The 24,487-nt window shown below is 44.5% G+C and carries 25 protein-coding genes and 1 tRNA gene; 15 read left to right on the top strand and 11 right to left on the bottom strand.

The window, feature by feature from the left end; genetic code table 11:
• Positions 1-8: 8 nt before the first annotated feature.
• From F0P94_RS02775 to F0P94_RS02765, 3 genes are all read right to left on the bottom strand, one after another.
• Positions 9-491 carry a DUF1573 domain-containing protein gene (locus F0P94_RS02775; protein WP_150902164.1) on the bottom strand — a complete coding sequence of 161 codons (483 nt, stop codon included), beginning with the start codon at positions 489-491 and terminating at the stop codon, positions 9-11.
• Between the two features lie 100 nt (positions 492-591).
• Positions 592-1,995, bottom strand: a complete 1,404-nt coding sequence (locus tag F0P94_RS02770; protein WP_150902163.1) for an ATP-dependent DNA helicase — start codon at positions 1,993-1,995, stop codon at positions 592-594.
• A 173-nt stretch (positions 1,996-2,168) separates the two neighbouring features.
• Entirely contained in the window at positions 2,169-2,618 is a 450-nt protein-coding gene (locus F0P94_RS02765) for a PaaI family thioesterase (protein WP_150902162.1), read from the bottom strand.
• Between the two features lie 37 nt (positions 2,619-2,655).
• On the opposite strand from F0P94_RS02765, the gene F0P94_RS02760 reads away from it, so the two are divergent.
• From F0P94_RS02760 to coaD, 4 genes are all read left to right on the top strand, one after another.
• Positions 2,656-3,129, top strand: coding sequence for an NUDIX domain-containing protein (locus F0P94_RS02760; RefSeq protein WP_150902161.1), 474 nt, complete (start codon positions 2,656-2,658; stop codon positions 3,127-3,129).
• Between the two features lie 337 nt (positions 3,130-3,466).
• Positions 3,467-4,354 (top strand): DUF3822 family protein, encoded by an 888-nt coding sequence (locus F0P94_RS02755; RefSeq protein ID WP_150902160.1) that lies wholly within the window; start codon positions 3,467-3,469, stop codon positions 4,352-4,354.
• 107 nt (positions 4,355-4,461) lie between these two features.
• Entirely contained in the window at positions 4,462-6,099 is a 1,638-nt protein-coding gene (locus F0P94_RS02750) for a T9SS type A sorting domain-containing protein (RefSeq protein ID WP_150902159.1), read from the top strand.
• Between the two features lie 61 nt (positions 6,100-6,160).
• Positions 6,161-6,649 (top strand): pantetheine-phosphate adenylyltransferase, encoded by a 489-nt coding sequence (gene coaD / locus F0P94_RS02745; RefSeq protein WP_150902158.1) that lies wholly within the window; start codon positions 6,161-6,163, stop codon positions 6,647-6,649.
• On the opposite strand, the gene F0P94_RS02740 is transcribed toward coaD, so the two are convergent.
• Complete coding sequence (locus F0P94_RS02740; RefSeq protein WP_150902157.1) at positions 6,594-7,274, bottom strand: NUDIX hydrolase; 681 nt, start codon at positions 7,272-7,274, stop codon at positions 6,594-6,596. The genes coaD and F0P94_RS02740 overlap by 56 nt on opposite strands.
• A 109-nt stretch (positions 7,275-7,383) precedes the next feature.
• Between F0P94_RS02740 and pyrE the strand changes: the two genes are divergently transcribed.
• Positions 7,384-8,022: an orotate phosphoribosyltransferase gene (gene pyrE / locus F0P94_RS02735; protein WP_150902156.1), complete on the top strand. Its 639-nt coding sequence runs from the start codon at positions 7,384-7,386 to the stop codon at positions 8,020-8,022.
• 240 nt (positions 8,023-8,262) lie between these two features.
• On the opposite strand, the gene F0P94_RS02730 is transcribed toward pyrE, so the two are convergent.
• Both F0P94_RS02730 and F0P94_RS02725 read right to left on the bottom strand, forming a co-directional pair.
• Positions 8,263-8,928 (bottom strand): MCP four helix bundle domain-containing protein, encoded by a 666-nt coding sequence (locus tag F0P94_RS02730; RefSeq protein ID WP_150902155.1) that lies wholly within the window; start codon positions 8,926-8,928, stop codon positions 8,263-8,265.
• Between the two features lie 77 nt (positions 8,929-9,005).
• A complete protein-coding gene (locus tag F0P94_RS02725; protein ID WP_150902154.1) occupies positions 9,006-9,674 on the bottom strand; it encodes a DUF2711 family protein in 669 nt (222 codons plus the stop codon).
• A gap of 143 nt (positions 9,675-9,817) precedes the next feature.
• Here F0P94_RS02725 and F0P94_RS02720 point away from each other — a divergent pair, with 143 nt between their 5' ends.
• A complete protein-coding gene (locus tag F0P94_RS02720; protein ID WP_150902153.1) occupies positions 9,818-10,315 on the top strand; it encodes a metallophosphoesterase family protein in 498 nt (165 codons plus the stop codon).
• A 120-nt stretch (positions 10,316-10,435) separates the two neighbouring features.
• On the opposite strand, the gene F0P94_RS02715 is transcribed toward F0P94_RS02720, so the two are convergent.
• Positions 10,436-10,723: a hypothetical protein gene (locus tag F0P94_RS02715; protein ID WP_150902152.1), complete on the bottom strand. Its 288-nt coding sequence runs from the start codon at positions 10,721-10,723 to the stop codon at positions 10,436-10,438.
• Between the two features lie 75 nt (positions 10,724-10,798).
• On the opposite strand from F0P94_RS02715, the gene F0P94_RS02710 reads away from it, so the two are divergent.
• The 3 genes from F0P94_RS02710 to F0P94_RS02700 all read left to right on the top strand — a co-directional run bounded on the left by F0P94_RS02710 (position 10,799) and on the right by F0P94_RS02700 (position 13,288).
• Entirely contained in the window at positions 10,799-11,821 is a 1,023-nt protein-coding gene (locus F0P94_RS02710) for a threonine aldolase family protein (protein ID WP_150902151.1), read from the top strand.
• A 393-nt stretch (positions 11,822-12,214) separates the two neighbouring features.
• The gene (locus F0P94_RS02705; RefSeq protein ID WP_150902150.1) at positions 12,215-12,613 is read left to right on the top strand and encodes a YciI family protein; all 399 of its coding nucleotides are present in this window, start codon (positions 12,215-12,217) and stop codon (positions 12,611-12,613) included.
• Positions 12,614-12,676: 63 nt separating this feature from the next.
• A complete protein-coding gene (locus F0P94_RS02700) occupies positions 12,677-13,288 on the top strand; it encodes a DNA-3-methyladenine glycosylase family protein (RefSeq protein WP_150902149.1) in 612 nt (203 codons plus the stop codon).
• Positions 13,289-13,525: 237 nt separating this feature from the next.
• On the opposite strand, the gene F0P94_RS02695 is transcribed toward F0P94_RS02700, so the two are convergent.
• Entirely contained in the window at positions 13,526-14,440 is a 915-nt protein-coding gene (locus F0P94_RS02695) for a DUF58 domain-containing protein (protein WP_150902148.1), read from the bottom strand.
• A 167-nt stretch (positions 14,441-14,607) separates the two neighbouring features.
• On the opposite strand from F0P94_RS02695, the gene F0P94_RS02690 reads away from it, so the two are divergent.
• The 4 genes from F0P94_RS02690 to F0P94_RS02675 all read left to right on the top strand — a co-directional run bounded on the left by F0P94_RS02690 (position 14,608) and on the right by F0P94_RS02675 (position 17,451).
• Complete coding sequence (locus F0P94_RS02690) at positions 14,608-14,940, top strand: DUF3276 family protein (protein ID WP_150902147.1); 333 nt, start codon at positions 14,608-14,610, stop codon at positions 14,938-14,940.
• A 720-nt stretch (positions 14,941-15,660) separates the two neighbouring features.
• Positions 15,661-16,758 (top strand): redox-regulated ATPase YchF, encoded by a 1,098-nt coding sequence (gene ychF / locus F0P94_RS02685; RefSeq protein ID WP_150902146.1) that lies wholly within the window; start codon positions 15,661-15,663, stop codon positions 16,756-16,758.
• 70 nt (positions 16,759-16,828) lie between these two features.
• A tRNA-Pro gene (locus tag F0P94_RS02680) sits at positions 16,829-16,902 on the top strand.
• Between the two features lie 144 nt (positions 16,903-17,046).
• Positions 17,047-17,451, top strand: a complete 405-nt coding sequence (locus tag F0P94_RS02675) for a hypothetical protein (protein WP_150902145.1) — start codon at positions 17,047-17,049, stop codon at positions 17,449-17,451.
• 100 nt (positions 17,452-17,551) lie between these two features.
• Here the strand turns inward: F0P94_RS02675 and F0P94_RS02670 are convergent, their stop codons facing one another.
• A complete protein-coding gene (locus F0P94_RS02670) occupies positions 17,552-18,898 on the bottom strand; it encodes a type IX secretion system plug protein (protein WP_150902144.1) in 1,347 nt (448 codons plus the stop codon).
• A gap of 300 nt (positions 18,899-19,198) precedes the next feature.
• A complete protein-coding gene (abc-f, locus tag F0P94_RS02665) occupies positions 19,199-21,139 on the bottom strand; it encodes a ribosomal protection-like ABC-F family protein (RefSeq protein ID WP_150902143.1) in 1,941 nt (646 codons plus the stop codon).
• A 749-nt stretch (positions 21,140-21,888) separates the two neighbouring features.
• Between abc-f and F0P94_RS02660 the strand changes: the two genes are divergently transcribed.
• Both F0P94_RS02660 and F0P94_RS02655 read left to right on the top strand, forming a co-directional pair.
• Positions 21,889-22,440, top strand: a complete 552-nt coding sequence (locus F0P94_RS02660) for a 2'-5' RNA ligase family protein (protein ID WP_150902142.1) — start codon at positions 21,889-21,891, stop codon at positions 22,438-22,440.
• A gap of 130 nt (positions 22,441-22,570) precedes the next feature.
• Entirely contained in the window at positions 22,571-22,924 is a 354-nt protein-coding gene (locus tag F0P94_RS02655; RefSeq protein ID WP_150902141.1) for a YciI family protein, read from the top strand.
• A gap of 468 nt (positions 22,925-23,392) precedes the next feature.
• On the opposite strand, the gene F0P94_RS02650 is transcribed toward F0P94_RS02655, so the two are convergent.
• Positions 23,393-24,364, bottom strand: a complete 972-nt coding sequence (locus F0P94_RS02650) for a deoxyhypusine synthase family protein (protein ID WP_150902140.1) — start codon at positions 24,362-24,364, stop codon at positions 23,393-23,395.
• Between the last annotated feature and the right edge of the window lie 123 nt (positions 24,365-24,487).

Raw genomic sequence — 24,487 nt, 5'->3', positions numbered from 1 at the left:
GATCGGGTTTATTTTTTATTTACAGACGGTGCAGCAGCAGGCTTCGCCATAGAAGAACCGGCCGCTTTTTCCTGAATGTCAGTAATGATCGAAACCTGTGCCGGGCTGTTGGTAGCGTTCGACTCTACGGTGATCACTTTATTTTGCTGACCAAGTTTACCGGCGCTGTTGAAAGTAGCTTTAATGGAGCCGCTTTTGCCCGGAGCGATCGGCTCTTTCGGCCATTCTGGCACGGTGCAACCACAGGTAGCCGAAACGTTAGAAAGTACTAAAGGCTGGTTACCGGTATTTTTGAATTTAAAAGTGTACTCTACCACATCGCCCTGGTTGATTTTACCGAAATCGTGGCTTTTTTCAGCAAACGTAATTACCGGACCGGCAGTAGTAGCTTTTTTAGATGAGGCAGATTTGGTAGCAGCAGGCTTTGTTTGCGCTGTAGCCGCCGACATGGCCAGCGTCATGGAAACAGCAAGAATGAATAACTTTTTCATACGAAGTTGAACAAATTAAAGGGTTATAAAGCAAATATAGTTGTTAAATCAGGAATTCAATAATCTTGCCAGGTAAATATTTTTACGGAAACAAATTTTGTTAACTCAATAATCCCGAATAAAAATTCACCAGGTAAAGCTCTTCGGATGAACGGGTTACAGCCGTATAAAGCCACCGGGTAAATTCCGGCGAGATCATTTCTTCTTTCAAATACCCGTGATCCACAAAAACGGCCTGCCATTGTCCGCCCTGAGCTTTATGGCAGGTTAATGCATAAGCAAATTTTACCTGTAAAGCGTTCAAATAAGGGTTCTTTTTCATTTGTTGTGCCCGCTCCCGTTTCGTTCCCAGGTCCGAATAATCTTTCAGGACTTCCGCATATAGGGCCTTATTCCGGTCAGCCGGCAGCGCCGGGGCTTCCGAATACAACGTATCGAGCATGATTTTCACTTCCACTTCCTCTTCGTTCGGGTTATCTACAAAGCGCAGTTGCACATCGGCAAAGCGGAAACCATACATTTCTTCGTAGCGGATTATTTTCCGGATCTCCACAAAATCGCCGTTGGCCATAAACCCGATCTCCGAATCTTTCGGCAACCAATGGTAATTATTTTTTACGATCATCAAATAATCACCCGCAGAAATTTCGTCTTCGTGAAAAAAGATCTGCCGCCGGATGTGCTGGTTATACAAATTCGCATTCTTATTCGAACGGCAAATAACCGTGGTGTTTTCAATCCCGAATTTGTCGTACGCGTAGCGCAAACCGTCTTCCAGTTTTTCGCCCGTCATCCGGTAAATATCTTTATACCCCCCTGTCCGGAGCTTCAGGTTGGCGGCATCCTGGCTTAGTTGCTCCCGTAAGTTCGTAGCATTCATCAGAATACCCGATGCCTCCGCCTGGCGCATTACCTGCTTCATTTCGATCTCGTGTACCTGGCACCGGAAATTCGTGGTCAGGTAAGCCGCATCCAGAGAAGGACTCAGCGCTTGCCCGACCGGGGGCAACTGAGCGGTGTCGCCTACAAGTAAAAGTTTGTTGTTCTTTTTCTCGAAAACGTAATTCATGAGGTCCTGCAGCAAGCCATTCTCCCCGAAACCGCTCTCATCCGAAAGCATCGAGGCCTCATCCACAATGTAAATGGTATCGGTATTCTTATTGGGTTGCCGGGTAAAAGAAAGCCCTTCGGAAAAAGGATTGGATGTTTGCCGGTAGATCTTTTTATGAATGGTAGAAGCCGGCTTGCCCGAATAGTTCGACATTACTTTAGCTGCCCGACCAGTTGGCGCCAGCAGCACGTATTTGTAACCGAAGCGATTCAGAATTTTTACAAGCGCACCCAGCACCGTAGTTTTACCTGTTCCCGCAAAACCCTTCAGCAAAAAAACATCTTTCACGTCCGATTTATTCAGCAGAAAAGCATCCATCTTCTTGAACAGACGGGTCTGATCGGAAGTTGGTTCAAAGGGAAAATTCGCACGTAAAAGTTCTTCGGGTCGCATTATGGGGTAACAGGTAGCAAGTATCGGGTATCAGGAAAACGTTAGCAAAATGGCTGAATAAGTAGCAAGTTTTCAAAGCATAGTAGCGTAGGGTTTAAACCCTACGCTACTATGCTTTGAAATAAATTCAAATTCAATAACCAATCAGCAATTAACAATCAGCAATCTACAATTTATCTCTTTATGTCTTCCGGCGTAAGCGTGGCCATGGTGGCCGATGCTTTGGCAATCAGAACCGGTGCATTTCCGCCGGCAATGCTGTAAACTTCGGCTTCGCAAAAGTTCAGCTTCCGTCCCTGTTTCAACACCCAGCCTTTGGCAAAAAGTTTCTCGCCGAGGCCCGGATTTAAATAAGAAGTTTTTAATTCTACCGTAACTACATGGTGGTCTTTAGGAACCAGGCTCACCGCGGCAAAACCGGCCACAATGTCGGCTACCGTGGCAATTACGCCGCCGTGCACAAAGCCTTTATGTTGCTTATGCGCATCCTGCAGCACCAATTCGCCTTCAATTTGACCCTCTTCGATGCTGGTTATTTGAAAACCGAGCATTTGCATAAAAAACTGCCGGTTAAGTTTTTCGTTTATGGTATTTTTGAAATCCGGATTATAGGTTTTAATCATGCCCGAAATTAGTGCCTTAACTACCGCTTACCAAACTATGGAAATAAAAAACGAGTATTACACCGGAAAATTGCGGGTTCGTGTCTGCGGCGTCTGTTTGCAGAACAACGCCATTTTACTGGTTTGTCACCGCGGCTTGGTTAAAGGCACGGATTTCTGGGCGCCACCCGGCGGCGGCCTGGCTTACGGCGAAACCGTTCGGGATTGCCTGAAACGGGAATTTGCCGAAGAAACCGGCCTGGAAGTAAAACCCGGCCGCTTCCTTTTCCTGAACGAATTCCTCCGCCCTCCCCTGCACGCCCTCGAACTGTTTTTCCAGGTAGAAATTACCGGCGGCACCTTAAAAAAAGGTACCGATCCGGAACACTCCGAAGCCGATCAGATCATCACCGAGGTAAGCTTCAAAACCTTTTCCGAACTCAGCAAGATCCCCCTTGGTGCCAAACACAGCATTTTCCACGAACTCGTAGACTTCGACGACCTCTTCATTCCCCAGAATCGGTTTCTTTAATGTGCTAATGTGTTAATCGGTTAATGTGTTAATTTGATGGTGTTCTAATGGGCTTGTGGGCTAATGCAAAATAGGTTAATGGTATGAAGTTGAGATGAATTAATGAGTTTCGTAATGGTTCAGATAAGGAAAGGTTATTTCGAATAGGTCATTTAAATAAATTTCTGAATTATGATCTTACAAACCAGCATTTATCACTAAAGCAGCAAATCAAACCATTAAAACATTATCCAATTAACTCCTTATCAAATTAGCACATCAGCACATTAAAAACACAGTTTTCAGTAGTCTTTTTCAGAAATTTTCCGGTTTTTTGAAGGAAGATTAAACCACTACCTTGAACAAATCAACCATTCATTACCGGCAGGTACAGAAAGTGACCGACGAGGCGATGCTCTCCGGCGAAACCGGACCGCTGAATCTGTATTTCAGCCTGAGCTTAAAGCATATTCGTCTGGCCGTTTCCGATGCGCAACGAAACAAATTCATTGCCCTGGAAGACTACGAATTAACGGCCGTTTTCAGTCAGCTGCAACTTACCGAACAGTTAAACTTACTAGTAGAAGACCATCCTTTCCTGACGGGTCATAAGTGGAACGAGATCCGGGTAGCCATCAAAAACCAGAATTTCACCTTTATTCCGGAAACCCTGTTCGAGCCTTCCGCTGCCCAGCATTACCTGAACCTGCATTGTGAGATCGACGAATTCCACGATAAGATCCTGACCTACCGGCATCCGAAAATAGAAGCGATCAGCATTTTCACGCTCGATGCCTTCCTGGAAAAGTGGTTTGAAGAAACCTTTAAACGGAAAAAACTGCAGTTCATGCACCAGACCAGCCCCCTTATTGAAGGCGTTTTGTGTCAGCATGAGCGAAGCCTGCAGAAGAAGACCTATTTATTCGTAGAGCAAAATTACCTGAGCATTCTGCTGGTGCAGGAAAACAAGCTGGAATTCTGTAACCAGTTCCATTTTGCCTCGCCTGAAGATTTTATTTACTACACCTTGCTGGTAATGCAGGAGCAAAAACTGAATCCCGACCAGGATCCGGTAACAGTCTGGGGCGACCTCACCCACGACTCCGCCTTATTCACCATTTTGCGCAAATACGTCCGGAACGTAAACTTCGGCAAAAAGCCAGTTAACGTTTCCTACAGCTACAAATTCGACGACCTCTTCAACCACCGCTTCTTCGACCTCTACAGCCTGCATATTTGCGAGTGAGGTAGGTAAATATATCTTTCATAAATTATTGTTTATTAAACGATTGTCGTTACATTAGAACTTTGTTAATGTAAATTGATTTTCGTAAACTGATAAATAATGATGTAATGAAAACGCAAACTTTATGCAGAGCTGTCTTAATTTCTATCTTTTGTTCGGTAATTTTAAACGTATCAGCTCAAATTCCTACGGTTCAATGGGACAAATCGTTTGGTGGAAATGATTTAGACATTCCCAATGATATTATTTCAACAAATGATGGCGGCTATTTAATTTCAGGTTATTCTGCCTCTTCAAAAAACGGAGATAAATCTTCTGTATTTCAAGGAGGTTTTGACCATTGGATCATTAAAACTGATGCTTTTGGAAATAAACAGTGGGATAAATCATTTGGAGGAAGTGGCCAGGAACGTGCTTTTAACGCGTTTCAAAGATCTGATGGAAGCTATTTAGTTGGAGGGTTTTCCGGTTCAGGAATTACTAATGATAAATCAGAACCATCAAGGGGAGTAGAGGACTTTTGGTTATTAAAATTAGACCAGAATGGAAATAAACTCTGGGATAAAGCTTACGGTGGAAATTCATCTGAATATTTTAAATCTATGAATCCTACCTCTGATGGAGGCTTTATTTTAGGTGGATGGTCAGAATCTGGAATATCAGGAGAAAAATCAGAAGTAAGTAGAGGAAATTCGGATTACTGGATTGTAAAAATAGATAGTAATGGTACTAAACAATGGGATAGAACCTTTGGAGGGAGCAGTGTTGAATGGTTTAATAATGTGCAACAAACCAATGATGGCGGATATATAATTGGCGGTTCTTCTGCAGATAATTCGGCAAATTCTGGTGATAGAACTCAAACAAGCAGAGGGCGAACCGACATCTGGATTGTAAAAACGAATTCACTGGGAGTTAAACAATGGGATAAAACCTTTGGAGGTAATAAACTTGATGAAGTGCACAGCATTATCCAAACTCCTGATGGTGGGTATCTTTTAGGAGGCTATTCTTATTCAGATGCTTCAGGCAATAAAAATGCAGCCAATCTTGGCGATTCTGATTTTTGGCTAATAAAAATAGATAGCTTAGGGAATAAACTTTGGGATAAAACTTTCGGAGGCGCTAACTATGATGCAATTCAGAAAATTATAAAGACAAAGGATGGCAACTATTTGCTTGCCGGCATTTCAGCCTCTGGAATTTCAAATACAAAATTGGATGCTAATATTGGCGATAATGATTTCTGGTTAGTTAAAGTTGACGGTAATGGAAATATCCTTTGGGACAAAACCATAGGTGGCTCCTTAGCTGATAATTTAAGTTCTGTAATTGAAATCGCGTCTGAGGAATACCTTTTAGCGGGGTATTCAATGTCTGATTATTCTGGTGATAAAACTTCATTCAATAAAGGTGTTTGGGATTTCTGGATTTTAAAGTTAGGGACTCCTTATTACACCAGAACCATTTCTAATATATCCAAACCGACCAACCTATCCCACCTTTCCATATATCCGAATCCCACTTATTCTGAAACTGGCATTAACCTTCAATTTAGCACAAATCAAATTGTAACTGCTACCTTATCTAATAGTTTAGGCCAGCAAATAGAGAAGCGAATTCTCTCTCCAAAGAACGGCAGCATCACAGAGAATTTCAGCACGAACAATTTAACAAAAGGAATTTATTTTTTAGCAGTATTTTCTAACCATACCCAAATCGTCAAAAAAATAGTAGTGAAATAGCTGAAAAACTCAAAAACCATTACCTTCGGGCTTTAGTTTACTTGTTTCTTTTAAACAGCCCATGAAACGTATAGCCATATTCCCCGGATCCTTCGACCCCTTCACCAACGGCCACCTCGATGTCGTGCAAAGAGGTGCAGCCTTGTTCGATGAAATCGTGATCGCGATCGGGAACAACAGCAATAAGAAACGCGCCTGGGAAGTAGAGGAAATGGAAGGCATAATTGCCGGCGTTTTCAAAGACCAGCCAAATATTTCGGTGCAATCCTACAAAGGCCTGACCGCCGATTTTGCCCGCCAGGTAGGCGCCCAGTTCCTGCTCCGAGGCTTACGCAACACCACCGATTTCGAGTACGAAAACACCATTGCGCAGGCCAACCGGCACGTGAACAAAGATCTGGAAACTGTATTCCTCATCACGTCCCCGCACCTGGCAGCCATCAGCTCCACCATTATCCGCGAAATTCACTCATACGGTGGCAACGTAGACGATTTTATTCCTTTCCGGCTTTCAGAGACTTCAAATAATAATTCATCACGAACTCTATAGAGCCATAAGTATCCTTTAAAACCTCTTTCACTTCTTCGGGCGTCATCCAGCGAACTTCCTCGATGAATTCCTCAGCTTGGGGTTTCATAAAGGAATCGTCGGTGCAGGCCATTAAAAACCAGCTGGTCTTTTTCAGGATCTTGTTGCCTTTGTAGGCGTAAGAATGCCAGGTATTCGGCAGTTCGTCTATTACCTGTACCGTAATGCCGCACTCCTCCTCTACCTCCCGGATCGCGCCATCCCGCACATCCTCGGTTTTCTTCATTTTACCTTTCGGCAGGTCCCATTTACCCAAGCGGTAGATCATCAGTATCTTGCCGTCTTTAATAACCAGACCGCCGGCCGCTTTCACGATCTTGAACTGGTCTTTTAAATGGTCTACAATGCGCCGTTTTTTATCGGTAATTAAAGTAAGGGAATCGAGCTTCTTAAGTTTTTTAACTTCCATCAAACGCACGATCCGGTCGATCAGCTGTTCGTTGGCATCCCGGATGAGCACGTCGCCGATCAGGGTTTTCGAGTTAAAATATTCATCCGCATCTAAAACCAGGTCATAGTGGTGTTTGTAGACTTTTTCGCCGGCTTTCTTTAAAATTAATGGAATGTCATTTATAAAGACGTTCATTGGGTAATGTTTTTGCGGAGTAATTATAATTTTACAAATCAATAAAAAAATCCGGAAACAAAAATGCGTGTATTTAAAAATCCGGAAATATTATTTTTTAATTTCGCCTATGGAAAACACCGATACTGCCCGTAAAATTGCGGAATACCTGCTGGAGACCGGCGCCGTAAGGCTTCGTCCGGAACAGCCCTTTAAGTGGAGCTCCGGCTGGAACTCGCCGATCTATTGCGACAACCGCGTAACGCTTTCGCATCCTGCTATACGTACTTATATCAAAAAGGCTTTGGCCCAAGCCATAAAAAGCAATTTTCCCGATGCCGACGTGATTGCCGGCGTAGCCACAGCCGGCATCGCCCAAGGCGCTCTGGTAGCCGATGAACTTGGCCTGCCCTTCATTTACGTGCGTCCGGAACCCAAAAGCCACGGCATGGGCAACCAGATCGAAGGCCACCTGAAACCGGGCCAAAAAGTAGTAATGCTTGAAGACCTGATCTCTACCGGCGGAAGCTCCCTGAAAGCCGCCAAAGCCGTGCAGGCTGCCGGATCGGAAGTTATGGGCATGGCGGCAATCTTCACGTACGGTTTCGGTAAAGCTACTGAAAACTTCGAAGCTTCCGGCATTCCGTTAATTACCCTCAGCAATTACAGTATATTGGCCGAAGTAGCCGCCGAAAAAGGCTACATTAAAACCGAAGCCTTCGAAAGCCTGAAAAGCTGGCGGGAAGCGCCGGAAGTCTGGGGCGTCTAATTTAGCCAGAAACAGTATAGTTTTAAACAAAAAAACCGGGCATTACTGTCCGGTTTTTTTGTTCACTTAAGGTCAGATATTTTCTTTAGGTCAGGATGTAGGGAAATAGCTTGTGTCTTTATTGTTTAGAGTAACAAACAGCGCTCAAGCCAATACTGCGTCATTCGGACTCCATAACTTCCTTTTAAAAAAAAATCCTGTCAATCCTAAAAATCCTAAAAATCGTGTTCAGACAAACGTTTAATTCAGGCTGAAATGCTGTTGCGGCTTTTTCGGGACAGCCGAGCGGGCAGCAAAGATCAGCGCCTGAATAAGCAACCCTATCCCGATCAGGACTACCAACTCAAATTGCGTAAGAATAGAAGAACCGGCAATGATCTTTTTCGACTTTTCGTTCAGCAGTTTACCTTCCGCAAGCTGAATGCCGGAAAGCTGGTGCAGGTTGGACGTTGCTACTTCATACCGCTTATCCATCCGGGTTTTAGTTTCTGATGGACCGGCTCCGGGAGCATGCAGGTAGCTTACCTCCAGGGCTTCAATGGCTGCTACGTTCTTTTTAAAGTCGCTGAAATATGTAGATTCCGATTCGGTTAGTTTGGTTTTTTCGTAGTCCCGGATTATGGCATTGATTGCCGCGTTGTGCTGCCCGATCTTAGCCTGCAGGTTGCCGATATTCTCCTGGCTGTTGCAATTATCCAGCATAATTTTCTTCTGGTACAAATGGTCGGAAAGCCGGTAAATATAACTTTCGGCCAATAAGCGGTCTTCGTAAACGGAGGAGAAGGAACTACCCAGCTCGGAAACATTGCGTTCATCGAGCCAGTTTTTTGCAAATACAAGCAGAAAGACCGTACCCAACATAAAAGCCGCCTTCATCTTCTGCCTGATGGTAAATGCCCATTTCATAAAATTATTAATCTGGTGGAATTCAGAGTAATATAGCGAATTTCCCGGAGAAATGGAAATAGGTTAACTACTAATAATTATTCCATCTTTTCAACTTTAGAATTTATCCTTGCCCACCAGGTCATAGTGTTCTGGTCACAGAAAAAACCTTCAAATTGAAACTTATGTACTAATTTTTCAATAATTTCCCGATCTGAGCAAATGAACCCGTAATGTAAATCGAAGGCAGTGGTAAATAGTATTTTTCTGTCTGATGTATAGATATTTTTACTATATAAAAGGTTTGAAGGATCAGTATCCGTTGAATAGATGGTAATTTCATCACTGGCACGAGTTGTTTCTGTTTCTGGAAATTCAGGGCCTATTATTAGGTTTTTATAACCTAAAAACTTCAAACTATTCAAAATATCTTCTACCTGAAAAAAACTAAAAACATCTTCTTCAGGATAAAGCATTTCCTGAGTTTCAATGTATGTATTCAGTTTAATTCTATTTTCAGGGTAGTCGATCGCTCCTGTTAGTGCATCGTTAATTTCTTTAAAGTCTGAAAAACCAACATCTTCTTTAACCTTCTGCCATTTCACAGGAAAACATTCATTTTTAATGATAATATCCCCAATATTCCCCCAATTTCTCGTTCTTAAAAATTTCCTTCCTGTTAAATTTCGAACTTGATTTAAACTTAAAAAATGGTTTAAATAAAATAAAGACGGATTCATAGCAGTCACCCCAATATTCGAAAACATTAATATTATAAAATGGTGAAGTAACAGCTCTGTAATCTTTTGAAAGTATATCCATTAATCCAGTTGTAATTATTCTATAATTTTTTCAGAAAATTTTACTTAAAGTAAACAACTAACTTTGCAATTCCTAACAAGACAAACCCATGAAAATCGGCCTCCTCTCCGACACCCACTCCTACCTCGACGACCGCATCCTGCACCACCTCAGCGCCTGCGACGAGATCTGGCACGCCGGCGATTTCGGCAACCTGGAAGTTTCGGATACCCTGGCCAGTTTAAAACCACTACGCGGCGTGTACGGCAACATCGATGAGCAAACCATCCGCCAGATCCACCCCAAGGTAAACCGCTTCACAGTAGAAGGCCTGGACGTGCTTATGACCCACATCGGCGGCTACCCCGGCAAATACCACCCCGACATCAGAAATGAAATTCAGCAAAATCCGCCGAAGCTTTTTATTACCGGCCACTCGCACATCCTGAAAGTAATGCCCGACAAAAAATTAGGTTTGCTGCACTTAAACCCGGGCGCAGCCGGGCGGCACGGTTTTCATAAAGTCCGCACCATGATGCTGTTTGAAATAAACGCCGGCAAAATTGAGAACCTGCAGGTAGTGGAACTCGGAAAAAGGGTAGGCTGAAACGCAAAAAAGGTGTGCCGGAACAGGCACACCTTACTTTTTATGAAAACAGTATGGTAATTACACTAAAAACTGCTAAAGCCAATCAGATTAAAACGACCAAAGCTTTAACAGCAAAAATTACTCAGCAGATTTCTCTTCGCCGGAGTGCAATACGTCGTCTACTTTGCTTTTTACAGCTTCAACTACGTCTTCAACTTTATGAGCAACGGTGCTTGCCGCTTCAGAGATGGCTTCTTTCGCGCGGTTCACTACCCCACCGGAGTTTTTGCCGAACTGAGCTTTCAGTTCTTCCGGATCTACGTTCTTGATAACCGGCACGCGTAGTAATTGCTTAATTACTGTCTGCTTGTTATTTGCTCTAGCTTTATTTTTACGGTCTTTTCTTTTTAATCTTGTAATAGCCATCTTTCAATAGTTAAAATTGGAACGCAAAAGTAACAGAATATTTTTAATTTTAAAACTAAATCTACCGAAAAACATATGAATTTAATCGATCTCCGCTCCGATACCGTTACCAAACCTACCCCGGCCATGCTGGAATTCATGTTTCAGGCCGAGGTCGGCGACGATGTTTATGGCGAAGACCCTACGGTAATCACCCTGGAAAAAGCTACCGCTCAGCTCTTTGGCAAAGAAGGCGGACTCTTCTGCCCTTCCGGCACCATGGCCAATCAGATCGCTATTAAGCTGCACACCGAACCACTTTCGGAAGTGATCTGTGACCAGACCGCGCACATCTATAATTACGAGGGCGGTGGCATTGCCTTTAATTCGGCCGCTTCGGTTTGCCTCTTGCCCGGCGTTCGTGGTAAAATCACTGCTCAGCAAATTGCCGAAAACATCCGCCCCGACAACATTCATTACCCCATCACCAGATTGGTTTCGCTCGAAAACACTTCCAACAAAGGCGGCGGCTCCTATTATACGGCCGCTGAAATTGCCCCTATTGCCGAACTTTGCTGCACCCATAATTTAGCACTGCACCTCGACGGCGCCCGCGTTTTTAACGCTTTAATTGCTGCCAACGAAACCCCGGCCCAGCACGGCCAGTACTTCGATACTATTTCTATTTGCTTCTCCAAAGGCCTCGGCACGCCGGTTGGTTCGGTGCTTGTTGGTTCGGAAGCCCACATTAAAAAAGCCCGCCGCATTCGCAAAGCCCTGGGCGGCGGCATGCGCCAGGCGGGGTATTTAGCCGCTGCCGGCATTTTTGCTCTGGAAAATAATTTAGACCGCCTGGCCGACGACCACAAACGCGCCAAACAGCTGGAAGAAGCCCTGAAAACCTGCAATTTTGTAGCCGATATATTACCGGTAGAAACCAACATCGTCATCTTCAAACTAAACGAAAAATATACGCCCGATGCATTCCTGGCGAAACTTGGCGCCGAAAACGTACTGGCCTCCGGCTTTGGCCCCATGCAGATCCGCTTCGTAACCCACCTCAATTTCACCGATAAAATGCTGGAGCAAACGATCCGGGTACTGAAAAGCCTGAATTAGCTTCTGCTGCTATACATACCCTATTTTTTTATACTCATCTCAAAAGTGTAGCGGAGCCTAACTTGTGTAGTTTATCGGTCAGTTTGTAAAGACCTTGCCTGCAAGGCAATTAATCCGGCTGCTATAACCAAAGCTGCTGCTTTGAAATTCTGGAAGTGTAGAGCAGCAGCTTCCGCCTTTACAAACCGGCTAAGAAAAAAATCACAAATTGTAGCTCCGCCTAAACCTGGGCCATGGGTTAGCCTTTTTTCCGATTGCTTAACCTCCCTTTTAAAATTCTGAATACATTAAAGGAAACTTTAATCAATCATCCTTTCAAACAGAAAAATAAAAAAGTCAACAATATTATAAATTTATTATATTTAGCAGCTTCAAACCTGCAATTTGTAACCGATGAAAACGAAATGGCTGTTACCGGCAATGCTATTTACCCTGCTACTATTGGGAGTTAAATTTTCCAAACCGGTAAAGTCGAAGTCGGAGGATTCGGTTACGCCGGAGGTTTATTACGTGCTGCACCACTCCCCGGGTAAAAACTGGGTAAAAGACCGGCCCTTTTTCAAACAACCGGAAATCTCCCGGCACGCCGAATACATGGAAGACTTTTTGGAATCGGATCAGTTATTGAAAACAAGTACGTTTACCGATAATACCGGCGCACTAATGATTCTGGCAGCAACAAACCAGCAGGAAGCTGAATCCATTGCTTTTAATGACCCTTGCGTAAAAAGCGGACTCCTGAAAGTTTCAGTAAAGCCCTGGAAGATCGCGTTGAACAGCGACCGCAAATAAATCTTCAGCCTCCTTTATTTTCAATCTTCTTTAAAAACAGTATCAATTTCCCGTTAAAAAGTAATGGCCTACGAAGCAGCAATCCAGCACCTGCGCACCGATCCGGTAATAGAGAATCTGATAAATACCTTACCACCAATTATCCCGCATCCGGAACCCGATTTTTACCATACGCTGCTGCGCTCGGTTGTCGGGCAGCAACTCTCGGTAAAAGCCGCTGCCACTATTTTCCAGCGCTTCCTGAATTTGTTTCCAACCCAATACCCGCACCCCGAAGAAGTTCTTCTGCAACCCACTGAAATCCTCCGGAGCGTAGGACTTTCCGGACAAAAAGCTGGTTACGTGCGGGCAGTAGCGGAATTTAAACAAAGCGGAGAACTGGAACCGGAAGTAATTGCCCACCTCGAAGATGAAGATCTAATAAAACACCTCACTAAAATAAAAGGCGTTGGTCGTTGGACTGCTGAAATGCTCTTAATGTTTGCGCTGGAACGTCCGGATGTTTTTCCCGCCGACGATCTGGGCATACAGAACGCAATGAAAAAACAGTATGGTTTAACCGAAGAAAAGAAAGCGCTCCGCACCCGCATGTTCGAAATTGCCGAAAACTGGAAACCTTACCGTACCCTCGCCTGCAAATACCTCTGGAAAAGCCTGGATAATATGCCGGGGTAGGATTTTGCTTTCGTGCATGGAAATACAACCACTCCCAACCCCTCCTTTTTTAAGGAGGGGAGCTACTTCATACCGTATATTTTACGGTTGTATTTAATAGCAAGAAGGAATTAAGGCATAAGCAGGTAAACGGTAGATTCAAAGGCGTAGAAATTAACTTAATGCAGAAAGTAAAAGCTCCCCTCCTTAAAAAAGGAGGGGTTGGGGGTGGTTGTATTTCAGGTGCTGAAGCAAAAATCACCCCTTCATTTTCCCCCGCTTCACCAGATACCCGTAAAGCACTTTGTCAAAAGGCTCGTTAATATCCACGGCAATAAAATCGATCTTATACTGCCCGCATTTCAGCTCTAGTTCGTGCCGGAATTTCTCTACGGCTGCTTTGTAGCTTTCGCGAACCTGACTTGGCTGTAACTTCAGCTCCTCCCCGCTTTCTACGTCCACAAACAAATAAGGCCGCTCCGAAAACTCAAAAGCTTCCTCCGTTTTCCGGTCCATTACGTGAAAAAGCAATACCTCATGGTTCTGGTGTTTCAGGTGCTGCAAGGCGGCAAAAATGGCGGTAGTGTCTTCCTGACGGCTCAGCATATCGCTGAAAATAATAACCAAAGAACGCTTCGGAATTTGTTGTGCGATCTGGTGCAAGACCGTAGCCACATCCGTCTGACCGGTGGGCCGCGGCTGGTTCAGCAAATTCTGCAATGCAATTAATAGGGTATGCACATGGGAACCGGTAGATTTTACCGGCGTTTGCAAATGCACTTTATCTGAAAAAGTTACCAACCCGATTGCGTCGCGTTGTTTTTGCAGCATGGTTGCCAGCGCGGCGGTTGCCAAGGCACTGAATGTTAATTTGCCGTTGCTTTCTTCCGGGTAATACATCGAAGGCGAAACGTCGAGCAGAATATGACAGCGAAGGTTGGTTTCTTCTTCGTAGCGCTTCACAAATAATTTATCGGTGCGGGCAAAAACTTTCCAGTCGATGTGGCGCGTGCTTTCGCCGCTGTTGTAAAGCCGGTGTTCCGAAAACTCTACCGAGAACCCGTGATAAGGCGATTTATGCAGGCCCGTGATAAAGCCTTCCACCAATTGCCGGGCCAGAAACTCCATGTTACCAAACTGCCTTACCGTTGCTAAATCTATTTGTTGAGCCATGTTTATACCTTTGAAAACGAACTACTTACTTTAAACGCTACGATTATAACGGTGTAAGCAACTTAAATAAGGTGTTAAATTGCTTTAAATTTCCGCGAAAAATTTTTATTGTTCAAACTTATCTTCTATTTTTAGCAGATAAAATAAATGTATCTAAATAAAGCCCTGTGGAAGAGAACAACGAAAAAGCAGAAATTTATTCGCAACGAATAAGAGCCGGTAAACGCACCTACTTCTTTGATGTAAAATCAACGCGTTCCAACGACTTCTATCTGACTATTACGGAGAGTAAGCGCAAGTTCAACAACGATACATACTCTTACGAGAAACACAAGATCTTCTTATACAAAGAAGACTTCGCCAAGTTCATGGAAGCCCTGCAAGGCACCATCGACCACGTAAAAACCAATCTCCTTTCCGAAGAAGACCTCGCTGAACTGGAGCGTCTGGAAAACGAGCCCGCCGAAGCCATGCTCGACGAAGAACTGAAATGGGAATAGTGCTCCCCCTAAACTATGAATCCGAAATTTTACAGCCCTGGTTTTTACCGGGGCTTTTTTTTAATTTCAGAATCAGGATTTCCGGGATTAAAGGATCTTCAGGACAATACTTTTAAAGTAAATACACCGGTGCGATGCTTAAAGTTTATTCATGTTGTTTGGATAGAATTTCGGACTCCAAATTCTGTCCTTTGACAGAACTTTATTTGCTTCATCGTTAATTTCCTTTTTGATTTAGATAAGATAACTGTCAGGGGACAGCCATTGGATACAGCACCTTTCACCTCGGTCTGTGCCCTCACAGACCGAAGCACTGCAGGTAAAGATTAAAGAGCTACCTTCTCATTAATGCATAATAAACGCTTTGCCCGGAAATGGCGGAATTTCGAACTTCTTTATAGTTTAGATAGCAAAACCGTTGCTAATTTTAAGGCCTCTGCTTCGGTCTGTGGGGGCACAGACCGAGGTGATGTTGGTTCTTTAGGATGTGTATATGCCATGGTCCCCTGACAAAACTTTAATTGTTTCATCGTTTATTCCTTTTGAAGTAAATAGGAGGTATTTCAGGGGACAACAAACGAATTAAGGACACATAGTTTCTATAACCGATAGAAAAATCAATCAACAATTTACAATCAGCAATTCTCAAATAAACCGTATCTTTGCGCCCGGTTTCCAAAACCACTATTTCAAACAAGAACAAAACACAAATAAAATATTATGGGACTTCGCTGCGGAATTGTCGGGCTGCCGAACGTAGGAAAATCTACCTTATTTAACGCCATTTCCAGCGCCAAAGCTGAATCTGCCAACTATCCTTTCTGTACCATCGAGCCGAACGTAGGCGTAGTAACCGTGCCGGACGACCGCCTGCAGATCCTGGAAGAGCTGGTGCACCCGGAGCGTGTGCTGCCAACCATTATCGAGTTCGTAGACATTGCCGGTCTGGTAAAGGGCGCTTCTAAAGGCGAAGGTCTGGGCAATAAATTCCTGGCCAACATCCGCGAAGTAGATGCTATCATTCACGTGATCCGCTGTTTCGACGACCCGAATATTGTGCACGTGGCCGGTGGCGTAGACCCGGTTTTCGACAAAGACGTTATCGATACCGAATTGCAGATCAAAGACCTGGAATCGGTAGATAAAAAGATCCAGAAAGTGGAGCGTACCGCCAAGGCCGGCGATGCCAAAGCCAAGAAGGAACTGGCCAGTTTACAGAAATTCAAAGCGCACCTGGAAGACGGTAAAAATGCCCGCTCTTTAGATGTAACCGAAGAAGACCTGGAAGCGGTGGAAGACCTGAAACTGCTTACCATTAAACCGGTAATTTATGCGGCCAACGTAGACGAAGCTTCGATCAACTCCGGTAACCAATTTGTTGATGCGCTGAAGGAGCACGTAAAAGACGAAAACGCCGAAGTAGTTGTAATTTCTGCCGCCATCGAATCTCAGATCGCTGAGATCGAAGACGAAGAAGAAAAGCAGATGTTTCTGGAAGAATATGGCTTAAAAGAATCGGGTTTAAATAAACTGATCCGCGCTTCTTATTCCATCTTGAACCTGATTACCTATTTCACCGCCGGGGTTAAAGAAGTACGCGCCTGGACGATCCAGAAAGGCTGGAAAGCGCCTGCTGCCGCCGGCGTAATCCACTCTGATTTCGAAAAAGGCTTTATCCGCGCAGAGGTTATTAAGCTGAAAGATTACCAAGAATTCAAGTCCGAAGCCAAAATTAAAGAAGCCGGTAAAATGGCCGTGGAAGGCAAAGAGTACGTGGTGCAGGACGGTGATATCATGCACTTCCGTTTCAACGTTTAAGCCCGAAAATTTTAAGTAAACGGTATTGTTTCCGGCCGAAAAGTTCAGCAAATTAGCAGCCGGAAACCTTCGGGATGTAGCGTAGCCCGGTATCGCGCCAGCATGGGGTGCTGGAGGTCGTCGGTTCAAATCCGGCCATCCCGACTAACCAGAAACGGTAACTATTTCAGCTAAAAAAGCAAAAGCCAGCTTCAGAAATGAGGCTGGCTTTTTAGTTTTTTATGGGCTTTGTTTTAAATCTAATTGTGATTTATATTTAAACATTCATCTTCTCCTTAAGGACCTTAAATGCGACAAAAGCCAAAATCGAAAAAAATAATTCTGCAATTTACCTTCGCCTTCTTTCTCATCTCAAATATCACGGTTGCACAAGGTCAGCTACGAGTAGTTGAGACAGCAGAAGATACAGCTACTTTGATAGCCTTTGCAGGAATATTTTCAGCCTTATTTTTTAGCATTGTTTTTTATTTGAACCAGAAAAGAAACTGGAAAGTAGCTGCAATAATCATGGCTACAATAATGACTTTCATAGGTGCAAAAATTTATGATTTTGCTTCAGATAGGGCAGATTCAGAATTCATATTACTTGGGGCATTTACCATCATCTCAAATATTACAATTCTGATTTTTACATCCTACACAAGTTATAAAACTAGAATCAAAATAGAGGAGGAGAAATCTGAATCTAAATAAGAAAAGTAAAAGCCAGCCCCAAAAAATAAGGCTGGCTTTTTAGTTTTTAAGGAAATCTCATCTTCAAATTTCCAAATCTTCAAATCTCCAAATTCCCAAACTACCGGTTACTATTCACATGTTGCGCCACATAGGAAATCAGCAGATCAGCGCGGCCTCCCGGCGGACGGTAATACACCAGCAAATCGTAGAAGTTTTCGGTATCGGCGAAGCTGTTTTCGAAGTAGCGTTCATCCGGTAAATTCGCGCCGGTTTTCAGGGCAAACATAAAGTTGTAGTAGCCCTGCTTCAGCAACGCGCGGCCGGTGTAAAGTTGTTTATCCTGTTCGTAATTCATTCTGAATTGTTCCTGTAATTTCCACTCACTTAGCTGACCGAATACGTAAACGTCGCCCGGTGCTTTTTCGTCGGCTTTTAACTGGAAATTCACCCAGGCATAATCGCCTTCGGTGTTGCCGCTGCCGTATTCCCGGTTTTCAATAATATACTTGCCATTTATTTCCGGGTAACGCGCATACGCTTCTTTGGAGCGGTTCTTCTGCACCTGCAGTAATACTTCGGTCGGGTCGGCCTCGCGGTTTATGGAAGCCAGGTTAAAGCCCGTGTAGCGCAAACTTCTGGTATCGAAAACCCGGAATTCATTCAGGCCGAAAAAATTGTTGCGTGCATCAAAAAAGGTGTACTCCAGGCGGCGTTGCGCATCATGCACGTAGGTCGGACGGATGTTGAATTTGGCGTTATCCCAGCGCTGGTTCTGCCGCAAAACGATCTTCACTTCCTGGGTCGGATTAACCAGGCTGTATTTCGGATACAAGATATTAATGTCAAACTGCTGCATCGAAAACCGTTCCCCCACCCCTGCCGAAAGCGTTGGTTTCAGGCTGGCAGCCACCACATTTTCGTACACCATAATGCGGCGCGTCAGCACGTAACTGCCATCTTCATCGGCAACCGAAAGCAGATAATTTCCGGAGATTTTCACCCGCGGCACAACAAACCTGTAATGGAAATACGGCACTTTTGTATTGCCTGATGGCCGGATATCGGTAATGTAATATTCGTTGTAGTCGGTGGCAAACTGAATATCGGCCAGGTTAGAAGGCTGCCAGTTATAATCGCAATGCACCAGCTTCACCTTAAAACGTTTCTGATCCGTACTCAGCTCATCGAACTCCAGCACCACCGGCACGCCCTGCTCAATGGAAATTACCGGCGCCGTAAGCACTTCTTCGGCAGTGCCGGTGCCGGCATAGCACTGCACCGTTTTTATCTGGTCGGAATAAATAAAATCTTCGTAGCGGAGCGTCCGTTTGGCATAATACTCCGGCGATCGGGTAACGGTACTGGTATTGCTTTCCCCGGTAATCGGTTCGCCTAAGGGCACACAGCCCAGCAAAGCCATTCCCAGAGAAGCCAGAAGGGTATAGTTTCGGAAAGAAAAAGTCATCGGTTTGTTTTCAGGTGAAAGAAGCAGCAAGTGGTAATAATAACGCTGAAATTACAGATTATTTTAAAAAGAAATAGCGCAACGGAAATCATTGCGCTATTTGAAATTTTGTATTGCTTAAGTAGTGCATGACCAAGTTAAGTTTTAGAAAGTGGGATTACAAATCCCACCGCTCGGTTAAGTCGGGATTACAAATCCCGACAAGCAATGGGATTCATGTCCAAGTTAAAAACTTGAAACAGCGACATTAATTTTTTGAATAAACCTCAATAATCAGCTTAGCAATTAACAATTAACAATTTAACCCTTAAGTTGTCCTTCTAATTCTTCTACCTGCTCCATGGCATTTTCCCAGAGCTTGCTTTTGGCGTCCAGTTCCTTTTTGGTTTGATCAAATTTCTTGGTGGTATCTTTCAGCTTGTCGGCGTTAGCATAAATGTCCGGATCGGCCAGTTGGGCTTCGTATCGTGCCAGCTCCTGCTCCAGTTTAGAAACCTGGTCTTCCAGCTCTTTCAGTTGCTTGTTCGCTTTTTTGAGGTCGTTCTGTAGTTGCTGGGAATTCCCGTTAGCACTGAACGCAGGCTTTTTCGGTTCTTCTTTGGGTGCAGATTTTTCCGGTTTCACGGCATTCTGCTTCCGCTCCTTTTCCTTCTGCTCCATAAAATACTCGAATTCGTGGTACGTGCCCGGGTATTCCTTCAACTGATAATCCTCGATGTACCAGATCTTGTTGGCCACATTCTCTACAAAGAAACGGTCGTGAGAAATTACCACAAACGTGCCTTCGTACTGGTCAAGCGCCTGGATCAGGATGTTCACCGACTGCATATCGAGGTGGTTCGTAGGCTCATCGAGCAGCAGGAAGTTGGCTTCCGAGATCAGCGTTTTCGCCAAAGCCACCCGCGATTTCTCTCCCCCCGAAAGCACTTTGATCTTCTTAAAAACCTGGTCGCCGGTGAAAAGGAAAGAACCCAGAATGGTGCGCAATTCCATTTCGTTGCGTTTGCTGCCGGCCTCGGTCAGTTCCTGCAGAATTTCGTTTTCCACGTTCAGGCTTTCCAACTGGTGCTGGGCATAAAATGCCATGATCACGTTGTGCCCTAACTGTCTTTTGCCGTCAACCGCTTCGGTACCGGCTACAATGCGCATGAGCGTCGATTTACCTTTCCCGTTCGCTCCGATCAAGGCAATTTTATCGCCGCGCTCAATATTCACGTTGGTATCGCGGAAAATGATTTTGTCGCCGTATTTTTTACTCATGTGCTCCAGGCGCAAAATATGGCGGCCCGGCTCCACGCTGAACTGGAACTTAAAATTTACCTTTGGCGCATCCGAGGCCACATCTTCGATGCGCTCCATGCGTTCCAGAGCTTTCATCCGGCTTTGCGCCTGTTTCGCTTTGGTTGCTTTGGCCTTGAAACGCTCAATGAACCGTTCGGTCTGGCGAATAGCAGCCTGCTGGTTTTCGTAGGCGCCTTTCTGAATTTCGTTGCGGAGTTCTTTTTCCTCTAAATAAAACGAATAATTACCGGCATACACGTTCAGTTTTTGCTGCGAAACTTCTACCGTCATGTTCGTGGTCTTGTCCAGGAACTCCCGGTCGTGCGATACGATAATTACCGCGCCTTCATACCCTTCCAAATAACTTTCCAACCATTTGATGGAAGGTAAGTCCAGGTGGTTGGTAGGCTCATCGAGTAAAAGCAGCGAAGGTTTCTGTAAGAGGATTTTAGCCAGCATCACGCGCATGCGCCAGCCACCGGAAAACGTTTTCAGCGGCCGTTGCAGTTCTTCGGTGGTAAAACCCAGTCCTTCCAGGATTTCTTCCGCTTTGCTTTGAATGTTGTACCCATCCAGCGCATCGAATTGGTCCTGCAATTTGGCCAGTTTCTCCACGTGCGCATCCTGGTAATTGGTTTCCATTTGGTGCAGCACCTCGTCTATTTCCTTCTGTAACTTCAGCGCCTGTTCAAACGCCTGCATGGCCACGCTCAGAATGCTTTCGTGCGTATCGTAGCTCAAAAGGTCCTGGTTCAGGAAGCCGATGGTGGTATCCTTGCTCATCTGAATGCTGCCCGCATCGGGTTTGTATTCACCTACTAATACCCGAAGGAAGGTAGATTTACCGGTACCGTTCAGCCCTATCAGGCCGATCTTATCTTTCGGTTTTATGTGCAGGTTGGCGTCCTCGTAAAGTACACGGCTGCCAAAATGAAATTCAAGGTTATTTACAGAGATCATAGATGCGGTAAAAATGAAAAAGCAAAGGTAGGTATTTGTGCTGAATTGCCGCACCTGCCCTACCTGCCGATTAAAGGCTATGTTCTACAACGAAAAAAGTGCTGCCCTAATTCCCATCTGTTTCTATATGTTGGAATTTCGGAATTATCAGCTTTTACCTGGAAGTGAATCTATTAATATTAAATGCATTCTATAAATCAGTACCCCCCGTAGCGTAGGGTTTAAACCCTACGCTACGGGGAGATTGTTTCATTCTAGCGGATTCTCCCCTTGAGGGGAGTTAGAGGGGTGTTTACTCCTGCTGATATTTATCAAATATCGTGTTAACACCCCTATGATCCCCTCAAGGGGATAGTCATTAGCCAGAATGAACGACCCTACTACGCTACGGGGTATTAGCTTGTAATTATTTCCAAAACTATGTAAGTTTCACATTAACTTTCTAAACATAATTTTCACACCTTTATCTTTTTTTGCCTTTCCCGCGAAATTCATAATATTAATCCAAACGCCACCGTTATAATCATTCAGATTCACCAACATGCTGGTTTAGCGGTTATAAACCTTTTCGGGACGATCGGTTAACCTGGTACCTTGTTAAATACACCCCGGTAGAATATTAACAGCATTGTTTAACAAAAAGGCCGTAAACTGGTTATTTTCCTGGGTTAAAAAGAAAAAGATGTACTTTTCGGTTGCAATCTGAAATCTTTCTCGCTTATTTAAAGTTTCAAACGGAAAGTAAAATTATGCTCGCTGTTGCCTCCCTGCTGGACCAGGAATATTCGGAAAAAGTTAACAAGATCGTTATTCAGCTCGATTCTATTTTCGGCCTGAAAGGCGTGCAGCTTACCCCCTATCCGCACCTGACCTGGCTCACGACCGATGTCTCTAAAATGTCTGTCCTGAAAGATTATCTGCGGAAACTTTCCGAACAATCGCAACCACTTTCGGCGCGTACCATGGGTATCGGCATTTTCCCCGGCGACAAACCCGTTATCTATATTCCGATCCTGCGTACACGCGAAATTAACCGGTTCCACGCGCGCCTGCATCAGGAGATCGGCGAATTCAGCGACCAGATCGGTCATTTCTACGACCCCAACCTCTGGATGCCGCATTTAACCCTAGCGCTCGGCGATACCAGTTCCTGGAGCCTTGCTCCCGTACTGCACTACCTCAACCAGTTCCGCTTCGACTGGACCATGAACCTCGACAACCTCTGCATCATCAAAAAATCGGGCGATAAATTCCTGAAAGAAGAAGTCTATACTTTTGGGGAATTTGTGGGGAAGAAGTAACTTAATCAGAAAGACAAATTGAAGGTCAGGATTTCAAGAATTCTGACCTTTCTTTTGCGGCTATCTCATGAAACGGGTTTGGGTTAAATGGCTATCTTTGATGATCCATTAACCTGATTAAATTTTTTTTATGGAAAACCCGAACTTCCAGTTTGTGCCGGCCGACATCCTGCCGCAAATGGCCAACATGAAACCATACACGGTTTTACTGCTTAAAAAAGGCCCGCAATTTGCCTCCGAAGAAGCGCAAAAAATTATCCAGGCCGAGCACTTACCGCATTTATTCAAACTTCGCAACGAAGGCAAAATGCTGCTTTCCATGCCGGTAATGGACAACACCGATGTAGCAGCCGTAGGCATTTACAATTCCCTGGATAAAGAAGAACTGAAGAAATTAACGGAAACCGATCCGGCCGTACAGAAAGGAGTTTTCACCTACGAACTCCTGAACTCAGTAGGCATGAAAGGCGATACGCTGGTTTAGTTTTTCAGACTGAAAATATACTGTTTTAAACAAAAAGCGCTGCAAAACTTGCAGCGCTTTTTGTTTGTTCAATTCGGATCAAAACCGTTTGGTTGGTATTTCTGCCGTTATTGGTGAAAACACCAACAACGGCAAATCAAAGCTAATTTATTGCGTCATTCCGAGCACAAGTGAATGCGGGAGCATGAAACTTGCGAGCGTAGCTCTGAGGAAACTTATGAAGCCACATATTAACCTAAACGGTAAGACAAATCTTGCTACGCTCGCTTTGTCATTGTAATCTCCAAAAGTTTCTTCGACAAGCTCAGAATGACCAAAAACGGAAAATACTGGCGAAAATGGAATACATGTGGCCCGTCAGCTAAAGCAGACGGCAATGGAAACAAAAGAGCTCCACAATGTTGCGGAGCTCTTTTGTTTATTAGGATTAAATAATCGTCAATCTAAAATCGACAATTGTAAATCAAATTACATATCCAGTACCATTGCGAAGATCAGCGGCGCTACAATGGTAGCATCACTTTCAATTACGTATTTCGGCGTATCGATGCCCAGTTTACCCCAGGTAATTTTCTCGTTCGGAACGGCGCCGGAGTAAGAACCGTAGCTCGTGGTAGAATCGGAGATCTGGCAGAAATAGCCCCAAAGCGGAACACCGGTACGCTGAAGATCCTGGTGTAGCATCGGTACCACACAGATCGGGAAGTCGCCGGCAATACCGCCACCGATCTGGAAGAAACCGATGGTAGATTCTTCTTTTGCCGTTTTGGTGTACCAATCCGCCAGCTCGATCATGTACTGTATACCAGTTTTCATGGTATGTACATTCTTAATGTCGCCGGAAATTACGTGGCCCGCATAAATGTTACCCAAGGTAGAATCTTCCCAACCCGGGCAAATGATCGGCAGGTTTTTCTTAGCAGCTTCTAGCATCCAGCTGTTCTTAGGATCGATCTGGTAGTATTGCTCCAACTCGCCGGAAAGTAAGATCTGGTAGAAAAACTCGTGCGGGAAATAAGATTTACCTTCCTGGTCGGCTTTTTCCCAGAATTTCAGTACCGTATTTTCCAGACGGCGCATCGCTTCCATTTCCGGAATGCAGGTATCGGTTACGCGGTTCATGTGGCGCTCCAGCAGATCCTGCTCGTCCTGAGGTGTCAGGTCGCGGTAGTGCGGAATACGCTCGTAGAAATCGTGGGCAACCAGGTTAAAAATATCTTCTTCCAGGTTCGCACCGGTACAGGTAATGGCCTGAACTTTGTCCTGACGGATCATTTCGGCTAAGATAATTCCCAGCTCGGCCGTACTCATGGCACCGGCCAGCGTGATCATCATTTTGTTGCCGTCGGCAAGGTGTTTTTTATATCCTTCCGCTGCATCTATTAAAGAGGCCGCATTAAAATGCTTGAAATGTTTCTTTAAGAAATTACTTACTTCCATTATTATCTTTATTGTTTAGTGCTTATTCAGCCCGGAAATCAAACCAAATACCCGCTCTTATAATTCAAAAAACGGTAGCTTTTTAAGCTGAAATCCTGGCTTCGTTTTTCTTTCCGGACCACG

The organism is Adhaeribacter soli, from assembly GCF_008727925.1.
Lineage (GTDB): Bacteria > Bacteroidota > Bacteroidia > Cytophagales > Hymenobacteraceae > Adhaeribacter_A > Adhaeribacter_A soli.
The sequence above is the reverse complement of the archived record's forward strand: the minus strand, read 5'-3'. Positions and strand labels throughout refer to the sequence as shown.